This window comes from Brevundimonas faecalis (assembly GCF_040549405.1).
Taxonomy (GTDB): Bacteria; Pseudomonadota; Alphaproteobacteria; order Caulobacterales; family Caulobacteraceae; genus Brevundimonas; species Brevundimonas faecalis.
Genome location: NZ_JBEPTF010000001.1, coordinates 226,829 through 243,885, shown reverse-complemented (window position 1 = coordinate 243,885; position 17,057 = coordinate 226,829). Strand labels below are relative to the sequence as shown.

Below are 17,057 nucleotides of genomic sequence, written 5' to 3'. Positions count from 1 at the left end.
TAAACCTCGCGGAAACCGGCCTAATGGCTCCATCGGTTTCGGGAGGAAGCCATGTCCGTTCAAGCCCTGCGCAGCATCGCGGTTTCAATCGGCGTCATAGGCCTGCTGGCCCTGCCGCTCGCAGCTTGCGGGGGCGGAGGCGGGGGCGGATCCGGAGGCGGCGTAGTCACGCCGCCGCCACCGCCTCCTCCTCCACCGCCCCCTCCGCCTCCACCACCTCCTCCTCCTCCTCCTCCTCCGCCGCCCGGCATCCCCTCCGAGACCTCGTCAGAGTATCTACGCAGCTGGGGTCTGGCGGATTCTCGCGCCTATAGCGCCTGGCAGACGAACGCCACGGGACGAGGGATCACGGTCGGCGTGGTCGACAGCGGCATCAAGCTGGATCACCAGGACCTGGCGGCGAACATCTCGCCCCGATCCACCGACATCGTCGCCGGCCGCAACCAGCCCCAGGGCGAGGATCGGCACGGGACCAACGTCTCCAGCATCCTCGCCGCGCCGTTCAACAACTACGGCACGATCGGCGTCGCCTATAATTCGACCGTTCTGTCGATCCGCGCCGACGTCAGCGACTGCACCGACCCGGACGACAAGGTCTGCTTCAAGTCCAGCGACCTGGCTCGCGCCCTGGATTACGCCGTGCAGAACGGGGCTAGGGTGATCAATCTTTCGCTCGGCGGCGACGATCCCATGGGCTCCCTGTTCGAGGCCGCCCTTCTGCGAGCCGTCAACGCCGGGGTGGTCTTCGCCATCGCTTCCGGCAATGAGGCCTACGCCAATCCGAGCTGGCCGGGCCGTTACGCCAGCGATCCGCGCTTCGCCGGCTCGATCATCGTCGTCGGCGCCCATGACCGGGCGCGGCAGATGGCCGACTTCTCCAACCAGGCCGGCGTATCTCAAAGCGCCTATCTGACCGCGGCCGGCGTGGGCCTCACCTTCAACTGCGAAGCGAGCAGTTGCTGGACCGGCAGCGGCACCTCCTACGCCTCCCCCATCGTCGCCGGCGCCCTGGCCCTGTTGCTGGAGGCCTTCCCCAACCTGACCGGCAAGCAGGCGGTGGAGATTCTGTTGCGCACCGGTTCGGACCTGGGCGCCACGGGGACGGACACCGTCTACGGTCGTGGCGCGCTCGACATCGCCCGGGCCTTCCAGCCCGTCGGCGCCACCTCTTCGCCCATGGCGGCGGGACAGGCGGTGAACGTCGCCATCGAACCCGGCGCCTATGTCGGCGGCCCGTTCGGCGACGCCATGGGCCGCACGGGGATGCTGAGCACCATCGGCTATGATGAATACGAACGCCTGTTCCGCATCGACATGGGCGCGGCCTGGCGCATGGCCCCGCGTCGCAGCTATCAACCCGAGAACCCGACGCCCATGCGCCAGTCGCAGGTGTCGATGGACGGTCCCGGCGGTGCGCGCCTGTCCCTGGCCGCCGCCGTGCCGGTGGAGACGCCCGAGCCGATCCTGAACCGCTACACCCCCTTCGACGCCCCCTGGCTGGGCGACGAGATGAAGCAGGAGGCCCTGTTCGACGTCACCGCCGGCCGCATGGCCTTCTCCGCCTGGCAGGGGCGCGGCGGGGCGCGCTCGCCCTTCCGCACCGGTTCCGGCGACGGCTTCGCCGCCCTGGCCCAGGCCGACCATGCCGTGCGCGGGGCCGTGACCTTCAAGGGCCTGGGCTTCGGCCCCCTGGTCTTCAGCGCCGAAACCGGGGCGGGCGACCGCCGCGCGCCCCTGCGCTCGGTCGAGCAGGATGTGTCGTCCTACGCCCGCGCGGCGCTGGACTGGCGCGGCGAGCGCGGCGGCCTGTCCTTCAGCCTGGGTTCGCTGGACGAGAAGATGGGGCCTCTGGGCGCCTATATGCCGACCCGTTCGGACTTCGCCATGCCGTCGCGCACCCGTTTCGCGGCCTTCGGCGGCGACCTGTCGCTGGGCGGCGGACTGGTGCTGAGCGGCGAAGCCGGTTTCGGCCGCACCGAGATCGAGGGCCGCTTCCTGAACCTGTCCAGCGCCGCGATCAGCTCGACCTGGCGCATGGCCCTGCAATCCGACTGTCCGTCGTGGGCGTTCGGCTGCAGCCGCCTGACCTGGGAAATCTCCCAGCCCCTGCGGATCGAGAGCGGCACCTTCAGCGCCGTCCTGGCCGATGTGCCCTTGGACTATTTCGACCCCGTCACCTTCTCACAGCGCCGCTTCTCGGCCAGCCCCTCCGGCCGTCAGATCGACTTCTCCGTCCGCAGCCTGCATCCCCTGCCCGGCGGGTCGATGCTGCAGTTGGAAGCGGTCGCCAGTCGCGATGAACAGCACCGCGCGGGCGCCCCGACCGGCTACGCCCTACTGGGCAGCTGGCGACGCGGCTTCTAACGTGCAGCTAACGGATCATGCCGGCGAAAATAGCGACAGTGGGCAACGTTCAAGGCCGGGCGGTCGAGGGGGTCGATCCTATTCGGCCCACGAGCTTCTACGAACCTGCCCCACGTCCCCGCTGCTTTGCTGGACGCTCGCCACAAAAAACGTGTAGACACACTGGTTCATTCGACGGCGAAAGCCCACCTCTAACCTCCACGCAGTCGGCTTCCAATGATCAATCACGCCAGGATTATCGGCGCCCTAATGATGCGGGAGACAAGTACCCGCTTTGGTCGCGAAGGCATTGGTTTCGCCTGGTTAATCCTAGAGCCACTCATTTTCTGCCTTGCCGTCCTTATTTTGTGGACTTTGACAAAACCTGATTATTCGAATGGCATCAAAGTTTCCGCATTCATGATGAGCGGATATATGTGCCTAATTCTTCTAAGACACATGGTTACGTACAGCCTTTCCGCCCTGCAGGCGAATATGGGGCTTCTTCACCATAGGTTCGTATCACCAATTCATATATTTGCAGCCCGCAATATTCTAGAATTCTGCGGAACAACCATCGCTTTTATTTTTGTATATGTAATTCTCATGTCATTAGGGGAAATGAGTCTACCCAAGGACATGATTTTGGTATATTCTGGATGGCTCCTCTTAACTTGGATAGGCCTAGGGTTCGCACTTTTACTAACCGGCCTATCAATGCGATTTGAGGTTTTGGAGCGCGTTGTAGGGCTAATGACCTACTTGCTCGTTCCATTTTCCGGAGCATTCATCATGGTTGCCTGGATGCCGCATCAGTTCCAAGAGATTTTTCTTTATATTCCATTCCCGCACCCAATCGAAATGTTACGGGCAGGCATATTTGGTGAGTTTGTAGAAACCCACTACAATGTCGCATACGCCTTTTTCTGGGGGCTTGGCATGAACGCCATCGGCATAATCCTCATCGCCTTATCCCAGGACCGGATCGATGTCGAATAAATATAAACGCTCAAACAAAGCATATACCCAATGACCCACGTTGAGGTTGAATATCGCGGCCCGAAGTTAGGCAATGATGAAACAAAAATTAAACCACGCCAGTGGTGGAGAAGGCTACCTCTTAGCTTCCTAGGTTTTGTCGTAGCCCCCACATTGGCAGCCACTGTCTACTTTACTCTGATCGCCACGCCCCAGTATGTGTCGGAGGCTCGCTTTATCGTCAGACAGCCATCCCAGCCGCAACCGTCTGGCTTGGGCGTCGCTCTCCAGGGTATCGGGCTGCCCGCAGGACAGGCGGATGCCTTCGCTGTGCACGAATTCGTTCTGTCTCGCACAGGCATGCAGGGTCTAGCTCAGGATATTGACCTCCCGCTAGCCCTTCGAGCCAACCATGCCGACCCCCTAGCTCGATATCCCCGCCCCTGGGAGGGGCGGTCGCAAGAAGACCTATTCGAAGCCTACCTGCGATTTGTGGAGGTGGGGTATGACAGTTCGACAGGTATCAGCACGCTTCGCGCCCGAGCTTTCCGTCCAGAAGACGCGCGAAAAATGACCGCGTCACTCCTCGCCCGCAGCGAACGTCTAGTAAACCAGTTGAACGAACGCGCCGCATCGAATGCCGTTCAGGAAGCCCTGCAATCGCGTGACGACGCCATAGCGCGGCGCGATCTGGCGCAAGGCAAGTTAACCTCCTTCCGTAACACCTCTGGGATAATAGATCCGAGCCGCACAGCGTCTGAAATGACCCAGCTCATCGGCGGGCTCCTGGAACAGGTCGCCGCGCTTAAGGCGGAGAAGGCCCAACTGACGTCGCTTACGCCGAGCAGCCCACAGATCGAGGTTATCAATGCACGCATACGCGCCTATGAAGATCAGATTTCGATAGAGCGTGCGAAAATGGCGGGCGCCACGGGCTCTCTGGCCCCCCAGATAGGGGGGTATGAAGATCTTCTTCTTGCAAGAGAAATCGCAGATCGGGAAGTCACCCAGACAACCGCAGCCTATATTTCCGCCCGAAACGAAGCCCGACGCCAGCAACTCTACCTTGACCGGATTGTCGAGCCCAACCTTCCAGACAAATCGACCGAACCCCGCCGGCTGGTCTCCATCCTCATCGTACTTATGTCCACCCTCAGCATTTATGGACTGGGATGGCTAGTTTGGGCAGGCATCCGGGAACACCGGCAATAATGGCCTCCGAAAACCATTCTCCAGGTCTTGTGGTAAGAGGGCTCGGTAAAAAATACCCGCAGTCAAACCGACCAGTATTCGAAGACATATCGTTCAACCTCGAGCGAGATGGGCGGCTTGCCATTCTCGGCCGTAACGGACAGGGCAAGTCAACGCTCATTAAGATCTTGGGCGGTGTTCTTAAACAAAGCGCTGGCTGCATAAAATGGGACATGACCTCGTCTTGGCCTATTGGCTTCGGAGGCGGGTTTCAAGGCAGCCTCACCGGACTCGACAACATTAGATTCCTGGCGCGCATTTACAAGAAAGACTACCATGAGATTATAGAACTGGTCGATGAATTCGCCGAACTGGGCCCTGCGCTAAAGAAACCTGTTAAGCAGTATTCGGCTGGTATGCGCGCACGCCTTGCGTTCGGACTGTCGCTCGCCATTGAATTCGACTGCTATCTAGTCGACGAATTAGTTGCGGTAGGAGATGCAAGATTTCAGCGCAAATGCCAAGAGGAGCTTTTTGAACGTCGCGCCCACCGAGCGTTTTTAATGGCATCCCACGACCTCGCCATGATCAAGCAAAATTGTGATCGCGCTCTGATAGTCGAAGCCGGTCGCGCCAAGATGTTCGCCGATATTGAAGAGGCGGTTGATATATATTCATGGCTGAGATCCTGACCCCTCCTCGTAGAACGTGCGCTATCATCTATTCGCCGTTTCCAAACGCCATGACATGGCGTGCACAATTAGATCAATCTGCAGCCAGCAACGGATGGATCGTATGCGACGCATCCACCCTCTCGGCAGAGCAGTCGGCCACACATGGGATGCTGGTCACATGCGAGAATATTGAACAGGCGCTCTCCTACGCCACGAAAATATTTATCGTCTCAGCGTCTCCGAACCATTGCGTCGAGTATCTTGAAACTGCTGCCTCAATCCAACCCATGTATGCGGTACAGTGGACCAGCAGGCATTTTTCATCGTTGCACGAGCAGTTGGACGTAAGCTGGACCACGCTCGATCCCTACAAGAATTATGCGCCCGAAGAGACCGAGCTGTCGTTTCCCATCCAATCCTTGGCGCCGACGGAAGTGTCGAGTCATGAGTTGCTCGACATGTTTCGCATTCTGCCGGTTCCGGCAGGTTCCCAATTCGACTGGCCCGTACGCGCCTTTTTTCCCGAACCTCAAGATTGTGACGAATTTCAACCCCTGACTGGACGCCGGCGATGCTTGACCTTTGGGCCAAACATCGTGCTTCCCCGTGGATTGTGGCAACTAGAATTCGACCTGGAGCTGCGCACCGACCACGACCCCGTACTCTTTTCAATAGATTGGGCGTCTCTTGACGAAGCGGATTCGGGAAAACACTTCTCGCTAGCCTCAGGTAGGCATCACGTTTCCCTAACCCGTCATTGGAAGTCGGGCGAAGTCAATACCCTTCGCCTTACCCTTGAACGACCGCGCATCGACGGCTGGTACCGCCTGGGGGATATCAAGGCGACATATATGGCCGACGGATAAGTACCATCATGCCCATCGACCTTCCCCGCCTTGCACTAGTCTCCCCCGTTCCTCCGTCACCGACTGGAGTGGCCGATTACGCAGTAGACCTATGTGCTGCCCTCGAGGTCGATTATGTGGTGGACATCGTGACTGATTCCGTCCCGCCAGGGACCTTCGTCACTAGTCGTTCTCGCTCAGTGTCTCCAACGGATTTTCTAAAGAAAAGGCACGGTCACTATGACAGGGTGCTGTATCAGATCGGCAATTCTCGCTTCCATATATATGTTTGCGAGCTTCTTCATCGAGTTCCGGGCGACGTAATTCTTCACGATATCGTTCTTTCTGATCTTTTAAAGATCGCTCTATGCGGAGACGAAGAGCTCGACCTTATTACCAAGAAAGACTTAGCTACATCTCATGAGTCCATTAGTACGTATGGGCACTCGATCGAATTTGTAACGCAGCGCGCCACGAGCGTAATCGTTCATTCTCGACACGCCAAAAATCTCATTTCAGATACATTAGACCCACGAAAAATTCACGTAATCTCACAGATACGACGCATCTACAATAAGAATAGAGAAAAATCTAAATCATTACTTGGGCTTTCTTGTGAAAAGATTCTCGTGTGTTCCTTTGGAATTGCATCCTCTACAAAATTAAATCATCTAATCGCCCACGCCGCAGACTTTGCTTACCACAAGGGAGCAACGGATCTAGTTCTCGCGTTTGTCGGAGATGCGCCAGGCAATTATGGGCAATCCCTTCGGCGTCATGCTCAGAACGCCCCCTACGAGGTGCGCATAACTGGACGTATTACCAAGGAAGTTTATGGGGACTATCTCGCTGCGGCGGACATCGCCGTTCAGCTTAGAGGAAGCTCGAAAGGCGAAAGCTCACGCGCTATTCTGGATACCATGTCTTCAGGGATCCCGACTATAACGAATCCAGTCGGGTCCATGGCAGAGATTCCCGAAGACTGCACACATGCGATCTCTGTGCGCCCCAATCAAAGACAGCTTGGCAATGCCCTTCTGGCTCTAAGAAACGACCAGGATTATCGTCGTCGATTAGGCGAGCGTGCGCGCAGCTATGTGGAAAAACGACACAGCGCACTGCACATAAATACACAACTTAGAGAGATATTTGCTCCCAAGTTAGACGACGAATATCAGGGGTATAATCCAACACCATTGTGCATCGACGCAACCGAACTGATCCAGATAGCCGATCCTGACATTCGATCGGCGGTGTTTAGGAGCATCGTTCGCCATTATCAAGAAACAGGCGCCGCGCCCAAAGGCATCGTTTTTGGCACCCCCTCAGAAGGGGCGCCTGATGAAATACTTCCATTGGGCATCGATGGCGAACACATAAAAAATAGGGCATTTTGTCGTCCTCGTAGAGCATGCTCTATGATTAGCTGGCGCCCCCCACACCAACGGATAAGAGCGGAGGCAAAGGTACTGACGGTTACATCGCCAGAAGAGCATGAATCGATAAATCAGGCAATCAGATCACTATCATTGAATATAAATTTCACTCAAATACTAATAGAAAGAATGAGCGAGGAAAAACAATATTTTCAAAAAATTTATAGCGACAAGCAAGAATACACGATTTTCATATCTTCATCAGCATCTCTTCATGTTTCCTATCTTATCGATATTCGCCGGAGTCACACAGGTGTCATTTTCTGTGAGGATCTGCCTCCGCTGAGACATTTTTTTGGTTCTCGCGCCATATATGCGCCCGCAAACATTTCGTTCGCAGCATCTTGCACGATGCTGATGCTCCGCTCGCAACTCGACATCACAGCCTAATCATGCCGCCAGCCACAACCTCCACCACGTCAGCGAGAGACCGGTGAAAAACTCCACAAGCATCCGACGGGCCCTGGCGCGCCGCACGAGAGCTCTTCGCAGTCGCCTGGCGCACCTGCTCTTGCGCGCGCCCGCCCCGAAACGCCGCCCCGTTCGAGAGCCGGGCGCAAGCCTTGAGGTTCTGGAATTCCGCGCCCTCCAAGCAGGGTGGCAGCGCTATCTTCCATCCTTCATCGGCGCTATAGCAGAAGTTGAGAAGTTAAAGTCAGAATTGGAGACCATAAAGAAGAGACAACTAATTCTTGAGATTGAACTTGAGCATTTCCGCCAAGAGAGCAACTATTCGCAGAACCCTGATGGATAGTCCAGTCAAAATTACCAAAATATCATTGGTTGTACCTTCTCTTTTTCATAGAGATGGAATTGGTCACGCTGTTTTATCGACAAGGCTAGCTTTTAAAGCCGCAGGCCTTGATGTTACGATCTTCTGCCGAAGGTCTGACTTTAGCCACAATGATATTGTTACATTTGAAGATACATCATCACTTATAACTAATAATAAATATATAGAATCTAACATAATAATATTCTTTGTTGGCATTATCCACAATATATTTAACCTTATATGGCTTGGAAATGGGCACGCATTGAGAATAGTTCGCTTTCACAATGTAACGCCTGGGAACATTGCGCACGGAAGCACCACTGCACTTTCTGATATTACATACTTGGATTATCCTCACTTTATTCATAGCGCGGATATCATATGGTGCGATAGTGAGTTTAACAGGCAAGCGGTCATTGCCCACGGCGCCTCGGCACAGGTGATATCTCTACCTGTTCGAAACATACGACGATCTCCGACACGATGGTCGGCAAGGCGTTTGATCAAAATCGTCTATGTAGGTCGTTTAGTTAAATCGAAGAATCTAGAGGATCTTCTCCTGGCCGTAGAGATCCTGTCCGCCACAGCTACGCTTCGTGTACAGCTAACTATAGCAAGTTCATCTCGCCATGCTGATGCGTCCATCCTGAAAATGATCAGGGATAAAGCGCGCCAGGCTGCCGATTCATATCGCATCCGGCTCAAACTCGATCTGTCCCAATCGGCCCTAGATCGCCTCTATCGAGACAGCAATATATTTGCGACAGCGTCTCTCCACGAGGGGTTTTGCATCCCCGTACTCGAGGCCCTAAGCGCCGGCGCCCTTCCTGTCACCTACTCAAACAGCAATCTGCAGTACATTGGAGGAGGCCTTTCCGTTTTAAGTCACAACGATACGCCCAGCGCGCTGGCAGCCGCCCTTGAGAAGGCCAGCCACATGCTGCTGAACCGACCTGCAGACGATCATGAGCCATATCTAGAGGTGGCGGCCGGCACGTTTAGCTTTGACGAGTTCGACGCAGCTACAGCCGCCTATTTGCAAAATTTCACTCTAGAAGCTCTAGGTTCACAAATGATTCGGTCTATACAATCGAACACGAGTAGACGCGGGTACAGCCACACAAATAGCTGTTGATCCCAGGATGCCGAAGCGACCACAGGCCCACGGCGCCATGGACCAGCTGCCAGAGCTCAAGATGGAGTTTGGACGAAATGGATACGCTGCGGCAGTATGTTTCGCGCCTGAGCAACAAGATTCGTGCGCGCAGCCGCACTTTCAGGCCGACATCCCCCCCACTTATCTGCCCCGAAACCGGGAACCACCTGCTGTCAAACGGATCCGTGTTGATCGAAAAGCGACACGGACGAAAGTACGACATCATGCACGGGATTCCTTTGCTGGTGCCCGACACGAAGGCCACATCATCCGGGCGGAAGCCAAGCTCGGAACTGGTGGCGATGATTGCAAAGGAGTATAATAATGCGCTTGATTCAGAAGCGATTAGGTCGATCCTGAGTACCCGGTTTGTTTTTCGAGAGCGCTGGATTCAGATCGAATCTGATCAGTTTATTGACCGAGTTATCAATAGCAGCACAACCGTTCTGTCTGAAACTTCGGCAGATGCTATCGATGTCGATATGATCGATGTTGTGTCGGGCGACCACAGGTTGAGCTGCATCTTCGACCTGCCGGAAGTCCCCACGTCCACCCAATTTTCCATGAATGTCACGCTGAGAAACGGCGGAGACAAGGCCATCGACTCATCCGGCGCCTACCCCTTCCTCTTAGGGTATCACTGGTCACGAGACATCCCCAACGGTCAAGGCTTTGTGACGCTGGAGGGACATAGGACGCCACTATTGTGTTCGATCATGCCTGGACACTCCATGACAATCCCTGTCGTTATAGCAACACCGAGCGTGGGCGGCAGCTATCGCCTCGACATAACACCGCTTCAAGAGAACGCACTATGGTTCACGGAGGCGAGCTTAGCATTCGATGTCCAGGTGAGCGAAAATGCAGTTTTTCCTCCGCCTTCGTCGTGGCGGCAGACTAACGTCAATCGATCCTACAACGAAGACCATGTCGAGGCGTTGCGATTAGCCGATCTATGGATATCCGATCGCTTCAGTGGGCGAGAGCTAAACATCGTCGAAGTTGGAGGCAATGCCAGCCCGATGATCGCCGGCCTAGATTACGCCAATCGTATCAATTTCGATGTCGACCCTTATGGCCTTATGATCGGAAAGCACGCCAATGCCAATTACGTCGCGGCAGGTAGTTGCTACCCGGTCGACTTCATCTTGGCCGACGGGCTCAATCTACCTATTGAAGACGGATGGGCTGACGTTATCTGCGTTTTCTCCGCATTTCACCATTTTCCAGATCCGGTCGAACTTCTAAGGAGTCTTGAAACTAAACTTTCGGCGAACGGCTTGATCCTGCTCATGTGTGAGCCCGTCGGACATGTACATCGCAGCAGCATTGACGATGGATACCTTGCCGAGCTTCGCAAGGGAGTAAACGAGCAGAGTTTCGCTCTATGGGAGTACGATCAGATATTCGACAAATCTCATCTTACGATCTACCGATCGCAACTAGATGCAGGATCTTTAAAGGTCGCTCTTTGCCGGAAAGACCCAGTGCTTCGAGATTAGCGCCCAAGGACCTGAGTGACGAATCCTGGATAGCGCGGCGTCGGGTATGCGACATACATGAAATTCAGACGTAGCGGTCTGCCAATAGACATTGGCGATGATTAGGCTCTATACGAAGCGTATGTACGGCTAGGAGAGAAGCTCTTTCAGTAACTCTTCGAGAGGCCTTTTCGGCCGCCATTCAGTTGCCCTGGTTAACTTACGACTATCGACGAGCGCTTCTTGGATATCAGACAGTCTGATCCGACCTGGATCGACAACGATATGGGCTTCGCTACCCGCCAGATCCATCATTCTCTCGAGCAACTGCCGCAATGTAGGGCTATTTCCAGAGGCAATATTGAATGTCTCGCCGCGCTCAAACGTCAATATCCCCTGCAAAAGAGATACATAGGCGTCAACTACGTCGTCAACATGCAGAAAATCTCTGCGAACTCCAATATTCCCCACGCTGATGGTGTCAGACCCGTCTCTCAACTGTTTTGCGAAAGATGGAAGCGCGAATTTTTCATCCTGGCCTGCTCCACTATGATTGGCCGGACGAGCAATAACGAGAGGGGCATGGGACGGGTAAGTATCAAGAAATATTTGCTCTGCTGCCAGCTTCGATCGCGCATAGGGGTTCATCGGCTCTGGCGAACAGATCTCCGTAGCCACGCCGCGATTAAAGGCGCGCCCGTACACCTCGGTAGAACTGACAAATATAATGGCCGGAGCCGCGGTCACTTCCTTAACAGCGGAACAGATATTCATCGCACCGCCAGCATTTGTTGACCATGCGTCTAATGGTGAGGAAGTGCTGCCGGAAACTGAAGATTGCGCCGCAAGATGGAGGATAGCAGCAGGTTTTGCTTGGCCTAACGCTTTCACAATAGACTGTCGATCAAACAGATCAAAGAAGAGCCGGCCTTCATTGACCCCGGCGTTAAAGCGAGTAGTTTCGTATACTCTATAACCGTCAGTTCGAAGGCGGCGGACAAGCCGCCGCCCTACGAACCCCGAAGATCCCGTAACGAGGATGGCCCCGTCCGGCGGGAATATGCCATCTCGCGGCATCAGATCGGCCATATCTGGGCGCAGCCCCTTTCAAACGCGTCTTCTAGCTACCGAGCGTGGCGGGCGAGATCTGCATCAACCATTTCACGTATCATTTCTTCCATGGTCGTTTCTGCCTCCCAGCCAAGGACACGCTTCGCTTTGGCCGGATTACCCAGCAGAACATCGACCTCTGCTGGACGGAAGAAAGCCTGGTCAATCCGCACATATTCTTCCGGATTAAGGCCAACATGCTCAAACGCGACCTTTACCATCTCACGAACCGTGACCGTACGGCCGGTTGCAACTACGTAGTCATCGGGCTTGTCCTGTTGCAGCATCAGCCACATGGCTCGGACATAATCGCGAGCGTGTCCCCAGTCACGCTTAGCGTCCATGTTGCCCATAACCAACTCATTAGCTTGGCCTAACTTGATGCGCGCGGCAGCATCAGTCACCTTGCGAGTTACGAACTCCAGCCCACGAAGTGGTGATTCGTGATTGAACAGAATGCCTGAGCAGGCAAATATATCGAAACTTTCACGATAATTTACGGTGGCCCAATGCCCCATAAGCTTGGCTACAGCATAGGGTGAACGCGGATAGAAGGGGGTGACCTCACTCTGCTTTTCTTCCTGAATGAGACCATACATCTCAGACGATGAAGCTTGGTAGAATCGGGCATCGGGGCTCTCAAGCCTCACCGCTTCCAATACATTTACGACGCCGACACCAGTTACTTGCGCCGTTAGCGTGGGCTGAGCCCAAGATGTCTTCACAAAGGACTGAGCCGCAAGATTATAGACCTCGTCCGGCTTGTACTCGCGAATAATTCGAGCCAATCCGCCAACATCCAGGAGATCGCCGTCAACAAGCTCGACCTGGTCGGTGATCCCGAGCCAATCGAGCCGCTGTGTAGCGACTCCAAAATGGCTCAAACGCCGAACAACGCCGACTACTCTGTAACCTTTCGTCAGAAGCATCTGCGCCAGATAAGCGCCATCCTGACCTGTAATTCCCGTTATTAGCGCCGTTTTATTTTTCATCACTTGACCTTTAGTATTCAACATTGACCGCCCAAGATAGGTTTCTTCTATAGGCAATGCCTTACTGCATCGACAACCTGATCAAACTCCGCAGTCGAAATGGTCGGATAGCTCGGAAAACTAATTCCTCGAGACGAAACTTCCGTTGAAATTGGGAAGTTCTTAGAAGAACTGAGTGAGGAATACATCGGCATTTCATGCGCGCAGTGGAAAACGGGGCGACTATCAACGCCTTTAGCGGCCAAGCGAGACATAAACGCGTCACGGTCCACATCTTTAGGAAGCAAAGCGCTAATCAGCCAATCGGAACTCGATGTCGTAGGGTCGAGATCCTGGAACGTCAAAGGTAGATCCGACAACCTTTCTCGGTAGGAGCGCCCCAGTTCTCTCTTCTTTTCAAGTAATTCTTCAACACGTTCCAGCTGAGCAACCCCAATGGCCGCACAGATGTTGGTCATTCTGTAGTTGAAGCCCAACTCCACGTGCCAATAGCGCCGATCGAGTGATTGGCCCTGCCCCTTCACCAAGCGCATCCTTGCAGCCAATGCATCGTCATTCGTCGTGACGGCCCCACCCTCTCCGGTGGTAACAGTCTTGTTGCCGAAGAAACTGAAAGTTCCTACCGACGATAGTCCTCCACAATGCCGACCGCTTGTGGTCGACCCCAAGGCCTCAGCACAATCTTCAATGACATGAAGACCATGTCGCGACGCGACTTGATTGATTGCCGCCATATCGCAAATGCCGCCATACAGGTGCACCGCCATGATTGCCTTTGTTTTCGGCGTGATGGCTGCCTCCAGCGCCTCAGCATCCACTAGCCAATCACTGAGGCGGCAGTCGACAAACACCGGGACAGCACCAGTCTGCGCTATCGCATTTACCGAGGCGATGTAAGTGAACGTGGGGACAAGCACCTCGTCCCCGGGCCCAATCCCAAGGCAATGCACCGCCAGATGAAGCGCGACGGTTCCGTTGGAAACGGCAATAGCGTGTTTCACGCCTAGAAAGCGCGCCAGGTCACTTTCGAAACGATCCACATAGCTGCCGACCGATGAAATCCACGTCGTATCAAGGCAATCGTTTACATAAGCCTTTTCGTTGCCCGACAGGCTCGGCTTGTAGACAGGTATCATCAACTGTGTCTCGCTCATTGCAACGCGGCGCTCGAGAGGGAAATCAAACTGCTCCAATGCCGGGAGCCACGACGAACCATCAGGTAGTTCCCATCCTCGAAGAAGGCAATGTCCGCCAAAGGACTAAGCACATTTCTTCCCGGCTCGGCAGCGATCAGAAAACAGGAAAAGCCTCGCTGATGCATCGTGGCGAACCACGCTTCGCCATTGCCCCCCGCCCGTTCCACATAGCTGTTAGCGAACTCCGCCACGACCACAATGTCCGGATTGCTAAGGTGACGGCTCGCCCCCCGCAGGATATTCAGCTCATACCCCTCGGCATCAATCTTGAGGAAATCAACCTGTCCAGGAATGGCGTCGTCGAGCGTCGCGAGCTCCACCGCCTCAGAACCAACCTTTAACGCGTCGTCAAGCGGCAGGAATGACGAATGGCTGGAGGTGAGCCCCCTATTTATCAGGGCCTGACCCGCCGCGTCGCCGGCGGCAACGTTGATGACAGATGCGCGACGATGAAACCCATTGAGAGCCATCGCCAGCTTCAAGTTGGCGGCAAGATCCGTCAATGGCTCAACGGCATAGACCTTCCCTTCTTCACCTACGAGGCGCGCCAACAAGAGGGTGTGCATCCCGACGTTGGCTCCCACATCAGCCACATGCATTCCTTCTGCAACAACCGTCTTCATGACCTGTGACGTCCCCCACTCGTAACCATGAGTGGGAGTGGAAAGGATATGAAGGATCAACGGGAGATCGTGACTCGGAACAAGAACATACCCATGGTCCGTCCTTATAGCCTCTGTCGTTTCATTGTATCTAATGCTATGACGCCGTACCGTTGTGTCTACTTTTGAATGCAGCCCCTCAATCAGAGTCTGAATCTGCGCCTCGTAGACTTGAAGATTATTTAATCCGCCTATTAGTTGATCGGCTGCGACCTGCGCCAGTCCATCCCGTTGCTCTTGCCACTCCCCATTCTGAATAATTGCATTCTGGACTTCTCTTGATAGTTCCTTGAAGGATTCGCTCTGCTTGCTTCTTGCATCTTCAAGAATGGTGGATACGGATCGGCTCGTATGCCTGGAAATTTCACCAAGAATTCTGTTCTGCCTGCTTCTTGCGTCTTCAAGAATGGCGGATACGGACCGACTTGTATGCTCAGAAATTTCACCAAGAATTCTGCTCTGCCTGCCTCTTGCGTCTTCAAGAATGGTGGATACGGACTGGCTCGTATGCTCGGAAATTGCACCGAGAATTCTGTCTAGCAAAATTTTTAGGTATTCCTCATGCTTGGCTCGAGATTCACCAAGCAGATAGGACGCTGTCGAATGATTATGAGCGGAAAACTCCGCAATGATACTACCAAGAAAGGCGTTGAGAGACGCCTCCTGCTTTGATTGGCTTTCATCAAGGACGTTTACAACGACCTGCCTGCCGTACTCCGATACATCTCTCACGATTCTATCGGCCGAAGCTTCAAGCGCTTGCGATTGGATTGACCTTGATTCTTCGAACAGTCTCGAGACAGCAAGAATTACGGCTGCTTGTAGATCAATCGACGTGTAGCCGCGAAGGTCACGGACCTCATCAGACACTCCATCAATGGACCTGGCCAACTCTCTATGCATGAGAGAGTTGGCCTCTGCGGAGTGTTTTATATTTTCTGACGCTACCAGAAGGCGATGGTCCAAGTGCTCAATGATGCTAGACACAGCACTTCCAAGCGGATCGCCACTTCGGTATAGTCGCCGATCCAACTTGGTGCGCATGGAATGCAAGATACCGGGGCGCGCCCGTGCCAATTTGTGATGGCGAGACCAGGAAGGCAAGCCATGCCGCGCTGACTGAACGCGCACGCGCGACACTTGTACGCCGATCATCCGCGGATCCCCCTCTCCCGCCAGCGAGTGCGGCGAGGTCAAGGACTCCGTCTGGATCAAGATTTTCAGCGCTTCAGAATTCACACGCTTTACGCCCGACAGACAGACAAGATATCGATTCTCGTCACCCTGTGAAAACTTGTACTTTATCGATCTGTTCATCACCGAAATGATGATCGACTGCCCCCGCGCGAGCGGCGCATAGGGCCTCAGGCTGATATAGACATCAAGCTTGTCCTTAGCGTTCGCTAGTCCGTCGAGAGGCAGGATGAGACGAGCTTCGCAAGATCGCGTCCAGCGTCCCTCCGATTCCTCGGCCCAGAAACCCAAAGCCCCAAAACCAGAGCCCACAGCTTCGGACAGATCTAGATCTATGGCCTCGTGATCTTCTTCGGGTCGATACGTTTCCTCGTGCGTATTAGGCCTACTGTCAGCGACGTCATCGGGAACCTTTGCAAGCGCCGAGGAGAAAACAGAAACGCCGTGATAGACGACATCAGGCGCCGCTTCGACGACACAATCCCTTGAGGGCGCCAGCACTCGAAGCGAAGTCAGCTTTATGGCCAATTCCCGGCTGTCATCACCCACGGATAGAGAACGGGGAGAACACGCATCAGGCAGGCACAATTCAAGGCTGGCGCGCCCATCCTGCACGGGCACAGATTGGTATACAATGTGAAGTCGGTGATCCCCTGGTGGAATCCGCACGACCGTCAAACACTTTCCGCCGGCTGAAACTTCGACCTGTTGAGAACGTTCTGTCGTCACAAACGCCCTGAACGCGATCGCCACAACAGCCTCGCCTCCAACACTCGACGGGCATAGCAGGTCCACGGTCGCCCGCTTGCCTAGCGACCACACGCCGTCAACTTCGACGGCAGACCAACCTTCTCGCAAGAAGATTCCCCTTAAACGTCCCGGCTTGAACTCCGTGAGATCGCCCAACGTGACAGGCCCAAAGAGGCTCTTCTCGGCCCGAAGGGACGTAAGCGCCGCCCTAACGGCGGCCAGCCCAGTGTCAGATTTGGTAAAGCCGCGCATATTTCAGGTTCCGACAGCAAGC

12 protein-coding genes are annotated in these 17,057 nt (G+C 54.8%); 8 read left to right on the top strand and 4 right to left on the bottom strand.

Features of this window, described 5'->3' with window-relative positions:
- The first annotated feature begins 249 nt into the window (after positions 1-249).
- The 8 genes from ABIE19_RS01060 (at position 250) to ABIE19_RS01025 (ending at position 10,900) form a co-directional block, all read left to right on the top strand.
- Positions 250-2,364 carry a S8 family peptidase gene (locus ABIE19_RS01060; RefSeq protein WP_354088567.1) on the top strand — a complete coding sequence of 705 codons (2,115 nt, stop codon included), beginning with the start codon at positions 250-252 and terminating at the stop codon, positions 2,362-2,364.
- Between the two features lie 216 nt (positions 2,365-2,580).
- Positions 2,581-3,342, top strand: a complete 762-nt coding sequence (locus tag ABIE19_RS01055) for an ABC transporter permease (RefSeq protein ID WP_354087258.1) — start codon at positions 2,581-2,583, stop codon at positions 3,340-3,342.
- A gap of 549 nt (positions 3,343-3,891) precedes the next feature.
- Positions 3,892-4,533 carry a KpsE/RkpR family capsule polysaccharide export protein gene (locus ABIE19_RS01050; RefSeq protein ID WP_354087257.1) on the top strand — a complete coding sequence of 214 codons (642 nt, stop codon included), beginning with the start codon at positions 3,892-3,894 and terminating at the stop codon, positions 4,531-4,533.
- Positions 4,533-5,204 carry an ABC transporter ATP-binding protein gene (locus tag ABIE19_RS01045; RefSeq protein WP_354087256.1) on the top strand — a complete coding sequence of 224 codons (672 nt, stop codon included), beginning with the start codon at positions 4,533-4,535 and terminating at the stop codon, positions 5,202-5,204. Before ABIE19_RS01050 ends, ABIE19_RS01045 begins: the two co-directional genes overlap by 1 nt.
- Positions 5,189-6,052 carry a hypothetical protein gene (locus ABIE19_RS01040; RefSeq protein ID WP_354087255.1) on the top strand — a complete coding sequence of 288 codons (864 nt, stop codon included), beginning with the start codon at positions 5,189-5,191 and terminating at the stop codon, positions 6,050-6,052. Before ABIE19_RS01045 ends, ABIE19_RS01040 begins: the two co-directional genes overlap by 16 nt.
- A gap of 8 nt (positions 6,053-6,060) precedes the next feature.
- The gene (locus ABIE19_RS01035) at positions 6,061-7,857 is read left to right on the top strand and encodes a glycosyltransferase family 4 protein (RefSeq protein WP_354087254.1); all 1,797 of its coding nucleotides are present in this window, start codon (positions 6,061-6,063) and stop codon (positions 7,855-7,857) included.
- Positions 7,858-8,171: 314 nt separating this feature from the next.
- Entirely contained in the window at positions 8,172-9,377 is a 1,206-nt protein-coding gene (locus ABIE19_RS01030) for a glycosyltransferase family 4 protein (RefSeq protein WP_354087253.1), read from the top strand.
- Between the two features lie 77 nt (positions 9,378-9,454).
- Complete coding sequence (locus ABIE19_RS01025; RefSeq protein ID WP_354087252.1) at positions 9,455-10,900, top strand: class I SAM-dependent methyltransferase; 1,446 nt, start codon at positions 9,455-9,457, stop codon at positions 10,898-10,900.
- 129 nt (positions 10,901-11,029) lie between these two features.
- On the opposite strand, the gene ABIE19_RS01020 is transcribed toward ABIE19_RS01025, so the two are convergent.
- From ABIE19_RS01020 to ABIE19_RS01005, 4 genes are read right to left on the bottom strand one after another with little or no spacing between them, the layout of a single operon-like run.
- A complete protein-coding gene (locus tag ABIE19_RS01020) occupies positions 11,030-11,968 on the bottom strand; it encodes an NAD-dependent epimerase/dehydratase family protein (protein ID WP_354087251.1) in 939 nt (312 codons plus the stop codon).
- Positions 11,969-12,003: 35 nt separating this feature from the next.
- Positions 12,004-12,981, bottom strand: coding sequence for a GDP-mannose 4,6-dehydratase (gmd, locus tag ABIE19_RS01015; RefSeq protein WP_354087250.1), 978 nt, complete (start codon positions 12,979-12,981; stop codon positions 12,004-12,006).
- Positions 12,982-13,028: 47 nt separating this feature from the next.
- On the bottom strand, positions 13,029-14,135 hold the full coding sequence (locus tag ABIE19_RS01010) for a DegT/DnrJ/EryC1/StrS family aminotransferase (RefSeq protein ID WP_354087249.1): 1,107 nt from the start codon (positions 14,133-14,135) through the stop codon (positions 13,029-13,031).
- Entirely contained in the window at positions 14,132-17,035 is a 2,904-nt protein-coding gene (locus ABIE19_RS01005) for an FkbM family methyltransferase (RefSeq protein ID WP_354087248.1), read from the bottom strand. The genes ABIE19_RS01010 and ABIE19_RS01005 overlap by 4 nt, the downstream gene beginning before the upstream one ends.
- Positions 17,036-17,057 lie beyond the last annotated feature (22 nt).